Source organism: Streptomyces sp. NBC_01551 (assembly GCF_026339935.1).
Taxonomy (GTDB): domain Bacteria; phylum Actinomycetota; class Actinomycetes; order Streptomycetales; family Streptomycetaceae; genus Streptomyces.
On the sequence record NZ_JAPEPX010000012.1, the window covers coordinates 1 to 10,129 of the forward strand.

The 10,129-nt window shown below is 73.9% G+C and carries 1 protein-coding gene; it reads right to left on the reverse strand.

Going from position 1 to position 10,129, the window contains the following annotated elements; genetic code table 11:
• The coding region (locus OG982_RS30835; protein WP_266950268.1) for a type I polyketide synthase at positions 1 to 10,129 on the reverse strand (10,129 nt) is incomplete at both ends.

Consider the following 10,129-nt stretch of genomic DNA (forward strand, 5'->3'; position numbering starts at 1 on the left):
GGCAGCCCAGACCCACGATCGCGATCGGCTCGTCGTCGCGGACCGCGACGGCCACCGGTGCGGACGGCGCGGCCGGCACCGTTCCGAGCAGCTCGGCCCGCAGGTGGTCGGCCAGGACCGTGGAGGTCGGGTAGTCGAAGACGAGGGTGGCGGGCAGGCGCAGCCCGGTGGCGGCGCCGATCAGGTTGCGCAGCTCGACGGCGGTCAGGGAGTCGAAGCCCAGCTCGCGGAAGGAACGGTCGGCCTCGACCGCCTCGGGCCCGGCGTGGCCGAGCACCGCAGCGACCTGATTACGTACCAAGTCCAGTACGAAGAGCAGCTGTTCGGCGTCCGTCAGGCCGACGAGGCGTGCCGCCGGTCCGGATGCGTCGGGTGCGGTGGTGTCGGCGGCGCGGCGAGCGGGCGTGCGGACCAGGCCCGAGAGCAGCGGCGGGAGCATCCCGCTGCCGGCTTGGGCCCGGAGGGCGGCCAGGTCGAGCTTGACCGGCACGAGCAGCGGCTGCCCGGCGGCGCAGGCGGCGTCGAACAACGCCGTGCCTTCAACGGCGGTGAGGGCGTTGACACCGCCACGGCCGAGTCGGGACACGTCCTCGGCGTCCAGAGCACCACCCATGCCACCGACCTCGGCCCACAGACCCCAAGCCAGGGACGTGGCCGCCAGACCCTGGGCCCGACGGTGCGCGGCCAGGGCGTCCAGGAAGGTGTTGCCCGCCGCGTAGTTGGCCTGCCCCGCGCCACCGAACACACCGGCGGCAGACGAGAACAGCACGAACGCGGAGAGGTCCAGGTCCTGGGTGAGCTCGTGCAGGTTCCACGCCGCATCCACCTTCGGACGCAGCACCGCCGACAGACGCGCGGCCGTCAGCGAACCGACCACACCGTCATCAAGGACACCCGCCGTGTGCACGACCGCCGTCAGCGGGTGCTCCGCAGGAACGCCGGCGAGTACGGCGGCCAGCGCGTCCCGGTCGGCCACATCACACGCCGCCCACGACACCTCAGCGCCCAGACCGACAAGCTCGGCCGACAACTCCGCCGCCTCACCACGACGGCTCACCAGCAGCAGACGACGCACACCGTGCTCAGCGACCAGATGCCGGGCAAACAGCCCGCCCAGCGAACCACTCGCACCCGTCACCAACACCGTGCCATCGGCATCCCACTCGACGCCCGCACCAGCGGCGACCGCCGTACGCGCCAGCCTCGGCACCAGAACCGAACCACCCCGCACCGCGACCTCGGACTCACCCGAAGCCAATACGGCGGGCAGCGCGCGGTAGGAGGCATCGGTGCCGTCCGTGTCGGCCAGGACGATCCGCCCCGGATTCTCCGACTGCGCCGAACGCACCAGACCCCACACCGAAGCCCGCACCAGGTCGGACACGCCCTCACCCGGTACGGCTTCCACCGCACCCTGGGTCAGGAACACCAGACGCGCATCCGCGAAACGATCCTCGGCCAGCCACTCCTTCAGCAGCTCCAGCACCCGACCCGTCTCCGCGTGCACCGCACCCGCCACACCCTCCGGATCACTGACCCAGGACAGCGGCACGCACACCAGCGCCGGGTCCGCGAGCGTCGCGAGCCCACCGCTGTGCGCCTCGTAGCGCACACCCACCGCATCCAGACCGGCGTGAGCGTCCCCCAGCAGCGCCCAGGGACGCTGCTCCGACGCGGACACCGGGGCGAGCGGCACTGCCGCCCACCCGACCTGGAACAAAGACTCCAGACGACCGCCGCGCGCCGCCCCGATCTGCTCGGGCGAGACCGCCCGCAGCACGAGCGACTCGACCGAGGCCACCGGTGCGCCCGCCAGGTCGGCGAGCTCCAGCGCGACCGCGTCGCGGCCGGCCGGGGCCAGGCGGACCCGTACCGCGGAGGCGCCGGCCGCGTGCAGCCGGACACCGCTCCAGGCGAACGGGAGCCGTCCCTGGCCGGTCTTCTCGACGAGCGCGCCGAGACCGGCCGCGTGGAGGGTCGCGTCCAGGAGCGCCGGGTGGAGACCGAACCAGTCGGCCGCTTCCGCGGTCGCCTCGTCCAGGCTCACCTCCGCGTACACCGCGTCGCCGTGGAGCCAGGCCGAGCGCAGGCCCTGGAAGGCGGGGCCGTAGTCGAATCCGGCCGCGGCGAGGCCTTCGTAGAGGCCGTCGATGTCCACCGGTTCGGCTCCGGTCGGCGGCCAGACCGTGAGGTCGGCTGCCGGGGTCGAGGCGTCGCCGGTGGTGAGGACGCCGGCGGCGTGCCGCGTCCACGGCTCGTCGGCGGGGCTGTCCTCGTCACGGGAGTACAGCGACAGGGCACGTCGGCCGGATTCGTCGGCTCCGGCGACGGACAGCCGCAGCTGGACTCCGCCGCGCTCGGGCAGGACGAGCGGGGCCTCCAGGGTCAGCTCCTCCAGGACGTCGCAGCCGACCTGGTCGCCGGCTCGGACGGCCAGTTCCACGAAGGCCGTGCCCGGCAGGAGCACCGAGCCGAGCACCGCGTGGTCCGCGAGCCAGGGGTGGGTGGTCGACGAGAGCCGGCCGGTGAAGAGGAACCCGTCCGAGTCGGGCAGTTCGACGGCCGCGCCGAGCAGCGGGTGGTCCGTCGTGCCGAGGCCGAAGCCTGCGGCGTCGCCCGGCGTGTTCTGTGCGGTGGGTGCCGAGTCGAGCCAGTACCAGTCGCGCTGGAAGGCGTACGTGGGCAGCTCGACCTGGCGTGCGGCGGTCGGGGCGAAGTACGCCTCCCAGTCCAGCGTCGCACCGTGGGTGTGGGCGAGGGCGAGGGCGTTGCTCAGGGTCTCGGACTCGGGCCGACCGGTGCGGAGGGCGGGCGCGAAGCGGGCCCCGTCCGCGGTCAGGCAGTCCTGGGCCATGGCGGAGAGGATGCCGTCGGGGCCGAGTTCGAGGTACGTCGTGGCTCCGGCGGCTTCCAGGGCGCGGATGCCGTCGAGGAAGCGGACCGCCTCGCGGACATGGCGGACCCAGAAGTCTGCCGATGCCATCTCGTCCGAGACGAGCGCGCCGGTGAGGTTGGAGACGACCGGGATGCGCGGGGCGCCGTACGACAGTTCCTCGGCGACCTTGCGGAAGTCGGCGAGCATGCCGTCCATGTGCGGCGAGTGGAAGGCGTGGCTGACGGTCAGCCGCTTGGACTTGCGGTCCGGGAAGGCCTCGGCGATCGCGACCGCCGCGTCCTCGTCACCCGCGACGACGACCGACCGGGGACCGTTGACCGCCGCGATGCTCACGCGCTCGGTCAGCAGCGGCAGCACCTCGTCCTCGGACGCCTGGAGCGCGATCATCACACCACCGGCCGGGAGCGCCTGCATCAGACGGCCACGAGCCGCGACCAGCGTGCACGCGTCCTCCAGCGAGAACACACCCGCGACATGCGCGGCGGCAATCTCGCCGATGGAGTGACCGGACAGGAAGTCCGGCTTCACACCCCACGACTCCAGCAGCCGGAACAACGCCACCTCGACCGCGAACAACGCCGGCTGGGTGAACTCCGTACGGTCCAGAACCGCGGAGTCCGAGCCGAACAGCACGTCCTTCAGGGGCAGTTCCAGCTGCCCGCACACCGCGTCCAGCGCGGCGGCGAACACCGGGTACGCCTCGTACAGCTCACGCCCCATGCCCAGCCGCTGGCTGCCCTGCCCCGTGAACAGGAACGCAAGCTTCCCGGTTCCGGCAGCGCCCACCGTGCCCCGCGTCACGGCAGCGTTGGCCAGGTCGTTCTTCCCCAGCGCCTCCAGCCCGCGCAGCAGTTCCTCGCGGTCGCCGGCCACGACCACCGCACGGTGGTCGAAGGCGGCGCGCCGGGTCGCCAGTGAGTAGGCCACGTCGGTGGCCCGCAGCTCGGCCGGCTCCCCCAGGTGCGTCCGCAGGCGGGCCGCCTGGCCGCGCAGCGCGTCCGCCGACCTGGCGGACAGCACGTACGGCAGCACCGGCACGCCATCGCCGTCGGCGGCGGTCACAGCCGCCTCCTCCGGAGCCTGCTCGATGATGGTGTGGGCGTTGGTGCCGCTGATGCCGAACGACGACACACCGGCCCGGCGCGGGCGGCCCGTCTCCGGCCACGGCGTGTTCTCGGTGAGCAGCGTGACGGCGCCGTCCTCCCAGTCCACGTGTGGGGTCGGCTCGTCCACGTGCAGCGTCTTGGGCAGGACCCCGTGCCGCATCGCCATGATCATCTTGATGATGCCCGCGACACCGGCGGCGGCCTGCGTGTGGCCCATGTTGGACTTGATCGAGCCCAGCCACAGCGGCTCGTCCGCCGCACGCTCCCGGCCGTACGTCGCCAGCAGCGCCTGTGCCTCGATCGGGTCGCCCAGGGTCGTACCCGTGCCGTGCGCCTCGACCACGTCGATCTGCTCGCTGGTCAGTCCGCCGGAGGCCAGGGCCTGGCGGATGACGCGCTGCTGGGACGGACCGTTCGGGGCAGTCAGGCCGTTGGAGGCGCCGTCCTGGTTGATCGCGGAGCCCCGGACCACGGCCAGTACCGGGTGGCCGTTGCGGCGGGCGTCCGACAGCCGCTCGACGAGCAGCATGCCCGCGCCCTCGGCCCAGCTGGTGCCGTCGGCGGCCGCGGCGAAGGACTTGATGCGGCCGTCGGCGGCCAGCCCGCGCTGGCGGCTGAACTCGGTGAAGGTGCCCGGCGTCGACATGACGGTGACGCCGCCGGCCAGTGCCATGGTGCATTCGCCGCCCCGCAGCGCCTGGATCGCCCAGTGCAGGGCGACGAGGGAGGAGGAGCAGGCCGTGTCGACGGTGACCGCAGGGCCTTCCAGGCCGAAGGCGTACGAGACGCGGCCCGAGGCGATGCTGCCGGAGTTGCCGGTGCCGAGGTACCCCTCGACGCCGTCGGGCACGGAGGTGATCCGGGTGGCGTAGTCGTGGTACATGATGCCCGCGAAGACGCCGGTGCGGCTGCCCCGCATGGTGGCCGGGTCGATGCCGGCCCGCTCGAACGCCTCCCACGAGGTCTCCAGCAGCAGTCGCTGCTGCGGGTCCATGGCCACGGCCTCGCGCGGCGAGATCCCGAAGAACGCCGGGTCGAACCGGCCCGCGTCGTGGAGGAAGCCGCCGGAGCGGGTGTAGCTGGTGCCCTTGCCGTCCGGGTCCGGGTCGTAGAGGGACTCCAGGTCCCAGCCGCGGCCCTGCGGGAACTCCGAGATGGCGTCGGTGCCACCCACCACCAGGCGCCACAGGTCCTCGGGGGTTTCGACCCCGCCGGGGTAGCGGCAGCTCATGCCGACGATCGCGATGGGGTCGTCGTGGAGCGCGGCGCCGAGGGACGCGGGCACGGCGGTGGCCGCGGCGGCCGTCTCCTCGTCCGGGGTCAGGGACAGGCCCAGGACCTCGGTCCGCAGGTACGCCGCGAGCGCGCTCGGCGTGGGGTAGTCGAAGACGAGCGTGGCGGGCAGCCGTTCGCCGATGGCGGCGCCGAGGCGGTTGCGCAGCTCGACCGAGGTCAGGGAGTCGAAGCCGAGCTCCTTGAACGCCCGGTCGGCCGGCACCTCGTCGGTCGAGGCGTGGCCGAGTACGGCGGCCACCTCGGCCCGGACCGTCTCCAGCAGGGCCGCCTCCCGCTCTTCGGCGGGCAGCGCGGACAGCCGCGTACGGAGCGCGGCCCCGTCGGCCGTGGCACCCTGGCCGACCGCCCGGCGTGCCGGTACGCGGACCAGGCCGCGCAGCAGGTCGGGAACCATGCCGGTGCGTGCCTGGGCGCGGAGGGCGGCCAGGTCGAGCGGGAGGGGTACGAGCAGCGGGTCGTCCGTGCGGCGGGCCGCGTCGAAGAGGGCGAGGCCGGTCTCCGGCGCGAGGACGCCGATGCCGCCGCGGTTGATGCGGTCGCGGTCGCCGTCGGCCAGGTCACCGCCCATGCCGCCGACCCCGGTCCACAGGCCCCAGGCGAGGGAGGTGGCGGCCAGACCCTGGGCCCGGCGGTGGGCGGCCAGGGCGTCCAGGAAGGTGTTGCCCGCCGCGTAGTTGGCCTGGCCGGCGCCACCGAAGACACCAGCGGCCGAGGAGAACAGCACGAACGCGGAGAGGTCCAGGTCCTGGGTGAGCTCGTGCAGGTTCCACGCCGCATCGACCTTCGGCCGGAGTACGGCCGACAGACGCTCGGCGGTCAGCGAACCGACCACACCGTCGTCAAGGACACCGGCCGTGTGCACGACCGCCGTCAGCGGGTGCTCCGCAGGAACGCCGGCGAGTACCGCGGCCAGCGCTTCACGGTCGGCCACATCACACGCCGCCCACGACACCTCAGCGCCCAGACCGACGAGCTCGGCCGACAACTCCGCCGCCTCACCACGACGGCTCACCAGCAGCAGACGCCGAACACCGTGCTCGGCGACCAGATGCCGGGCAAACAGCCCGCCCAGCGAACCACTCGCACCCGTCACCAACACCGTGCCATCGGCATCCCACTCGACGCCCGCACCAGCGGCGACCGCCGTACGCGCCAGCCTCGGCACCAGAACCGCGCCACCCCGCACCGCGACCTCGGACTCGCCCGAGGCCAGCGCGGCCGACAGCCCGGCCTCGACGTCACCCTCGGCGTCGATGTCGACCAGGACGAGACGGCCCGGGTTCTCCGACTGCGCCGAGCGCACCAGACCCCACACCGGCGCGTGCGCCAGGTCGGACACGTCCTCACCCGGTACGGCGGCCACCGCGCCCCGGGTCAGGAACACCAGACGCGATTGCGCCGACCGCTCGTCGGCCAGCCAGTCGTTCAGCAGACCCAGCACCCGGGCCGTCCCGGCGTGCACCGCGCCGACGACATCGCCGCCGGTCGGCTCCACGCACGGCACCACCAGCGCCGCCGGAGTCCCGTCCTCCTCACCCCACATCAGCCAGTCGTCGAAGGAGCCGCCACCGGCCGCCTCCGCCCACTCCACACGGAACAGGGCGTCACGGGTCAGGTCCGGCGTGGTGTCGAGCTGGTCCCGGCTGACGGATCGCAGGGCCAGGCCGGCGACCGAGGCCACCGGGGCCCCCGTGGTGTCGGCGATGGTGAGGGCGACCTCGCCGTTGCGGGCGGTGGTCAGGCGCACCCGGAGCGCCGAGGCGCCGACCGCGTGCAGGGAGACACCGGACCAGGAGAACGGGAGCCGTCCTTCGCCGCCGGCGGCGTCCGCGGTGCGCAGTCCGAGCGCGTGCAGGGACGCGTCGAGGAGGGCGGGGTGCAGGCCGAACCGTGCGGCGTCGTCGTCGGCCGCCTCGGGGAGCGCGACCTCGGCGTAGTAGGTGTCGTCTTGGCGCCAGGCGGCCCGCAGGCCCTGGAACACCGGGCCGTACCCGAATCCGGATTCCGCGAGGCCCTCGTACAGGCCCTCCACGGGGACGGCCTCCGCTCCGGCCGGCGGCCACTCGGTGAGGCTCTGCGGGGCCTGGTCGGCCCCGGTGGCGAGCACACCGACGGCGTGCCGCGTCCACGGCGCATCCGGATCCACGCCCTCGGGACGGGAGTGGAGGGTGAGGCTGCGGCGCCGGCCCGACGCGTCGGCCGCTCCGACGGAGAGCCTCAGCTGTACGCCGCCGTGCTCGGGCAGCACGAGGGGGGCTTCCAGGGTGAGTTCGTCGACCAGGTCGCAGCCGACGTGCTCGCCGGCCCGGAGCGCGAGCTCGACGAAGGCCGTGCCGGGCAGGAGGGCGGAGTCCATGACCCGGTGGTCCCCGAGCCAGGGGTGGGTGGTCAGCGACAGCCGTCCGGTGAAGAGGTGGCCGTCGGAGTCGGGCAGTTGGACCTCGGCGCCGAGCAGCGGGTGGTCGGCGGTGCCGAGCCCGGCCGCCGCGACGTCGCCGTCCGCGCGGCCGGCGTCGAGCCAGTAGACGCTGCGCTGGAAGGCGTACGTCGGCAGGTCGACGCGCCGGACCCCGAGCGGGGCGTAGAACGCGGGCCAGTCGACGGCGGTGCCGCGCACGTACGCGGTGGAAAGCGCCGAGAGCAGGGTCTCGGGCTCGTCGCGTCCCGCGCGCAGGGCGGGGGCGAAGGCCGCGGAGCCGCTGTCGTCGGTCAGGCAGGTCTGTGCCATCGCGGAGAGCACGCCGTCGGGGCCGAGTTCGAGGTACGTCGTGACTCCGGCGGCCTCCAGGGCGCGGACGCCGTCCAGGAAGCGGACCGCCTCGCGGACGTGGCGGACCCAGAAGTCGGCCGAGCCCATCTCGTCGGTGATCAGCGCGCCGGTCAGGTTGGAGACGACCGGGATCCGGGGGCTCGCGTACGCCAGCCCCTCCGCCACCTGGCGGAAGGCGTCGAGCATGCCGTCCATGTGGGGCGAGTGGAAAGCGTGGCTGACGGTCAGCCGCTTGGCCTTCCGGTCGGCGAACGACTCGGCGACCGCGGCCGCCGCGTCTTCGTCACCGGCGATGACCACCGAGCGCGGGCCGTTGACGGCCGCGATGCTGACGCGGTCGGTCAGCATCGGCAGGACCTCGTCCTCCGACGCCTCCACCGCGATCATGACCCCACCCGCGGGCAGCGCCTGCATCAGGCGGCCGCGCGCCGCGACCAGCGTGCACGCGTCCTCCAGCGAGAACACACCCGCAACATGCGCGGCGGCGATCTCACCGATCGAGTGACCCGACAGGAAGTCCGGCTTCACACCCCACGACTCGACGAGGCGGAACAACGCCACCTCGACCGCGAACAACGCCGGCTGCGTGAACTCCGTACGGTCCAGAACAGCGGCATCGGAACCGAACAGGACGTCCTTCAGCGGCAGTTCGAGGCCAAGCCGCTCGGACACCGCGTCGAGCGCGGCCGCGAAGGCCGGGTAGGTCTCGTAGAGCTCGCGTCCCATGCCCAGCCGCTGGCTGCCCTGCCCCGTGAAGAGGAGGGCGAGCTTTCCGCCCGCCGTCGGCGCGCCCTGGACCAGGCCCGCCGCCGAGCGGCCCTCGGCGAGGGCGGCCAGGCCGGTGCGGAAGCCGTCGAGGTCGGCGGCGACCACGGTCGCGCGGTGGTCGAACACGGCCCGGCCGGTCGCCAGCGAGTGGCCGATGTCGGCCGGCGCCGTCTGCGGGTGTGCCTCCAGGTGGGACAGGAGCCGCTCGCCCTGGGCCCGCAGGGCCTCGGGGGTGCGGGCGGTCAGGTGCCACGGGAGCGCCGCCGGTGCGACCGGGACGGCGGGGGCGGCCGGGGTGGCGGGGCTCTCCGGGAGTTCGACGATGGCGTGCGCGTTCGTACCGCTCATGCCGAAGGAGGAGATGCCGGCGCGGCGCGGGCGGCCGGTCTCGGGCCAAGCCCGCTGTTCGGTGAGCAGCGAGACCGCGCCCGCCGACCAGTCCACGTGCGGGGACGGCTCGTCCACGTGCAGGGTCTGCGGCAGGACGCCGTGGCGCATCGCCTGGACCATCTTGATGATGCCGGCGACGCCCGCCGCGGCCTGGGTGTGGCCGAAGTTGGACTTGACGGAGCCCAGCCACAGCGGCCGGTCCGCGGGGCGGTCCTGGCCGTAGGTGGCGAGCAGGGCCTGCGCCTCGATGGGGTCGCCGAGCCGGGTGCCGGTGCCGTGGGCCTCGACGGCGTCGACGTCGGCGGAGGCGAGGCCCGCGTTGGCGAGGGCCTGGCGGATGACGCGCTGCTGGGACGGACCGTTCGGGGCGGTCAGACCGTTGGAGGCGCCGTCCTGGTTGACGGCGGTGCCGCGTACGACCGCGAGGACCTGGTGGCCGTTGCGGCGGGCGTCGGAGAGCCGCTCGACGAGCAGCATGCCGACGCCCTCGCCCCACGCGGTGCCGTCGGCGGCGGCCGCGAACGGCTTGCAGCGGCCGTCGGCGGCGAGGCCGCGCTGGCGGCTGAACTCCGTGAAGACGTCGGGGGTGGTGATGATGGTGACGCCGCCCGCCAGGGCGAGGGAGCACTCGCCGGCCCGCAGGGCCTGCGCCGCGAGGTGCAGGGCGACCAGCGAGGAGGAGCACGCGGTGTCGACGGTGACGGCCGGGCCCTCGAAGCCGAAGGTGTAGGAGACGCGGCCGGAGGCGATGCTGCTGGAGCCGCCGGTGCCGAGGTAGCCCTCGACGCCTTCGGGGACGGTGTTCAGGCGGGACACGTAGTCGTTGTGCATCTGGCCGACGAACACGCCGACCTGTCCGCCGCGCAGGCCCGTCGGGTCGATCCCGGCGCGCTCGAAGGCCTC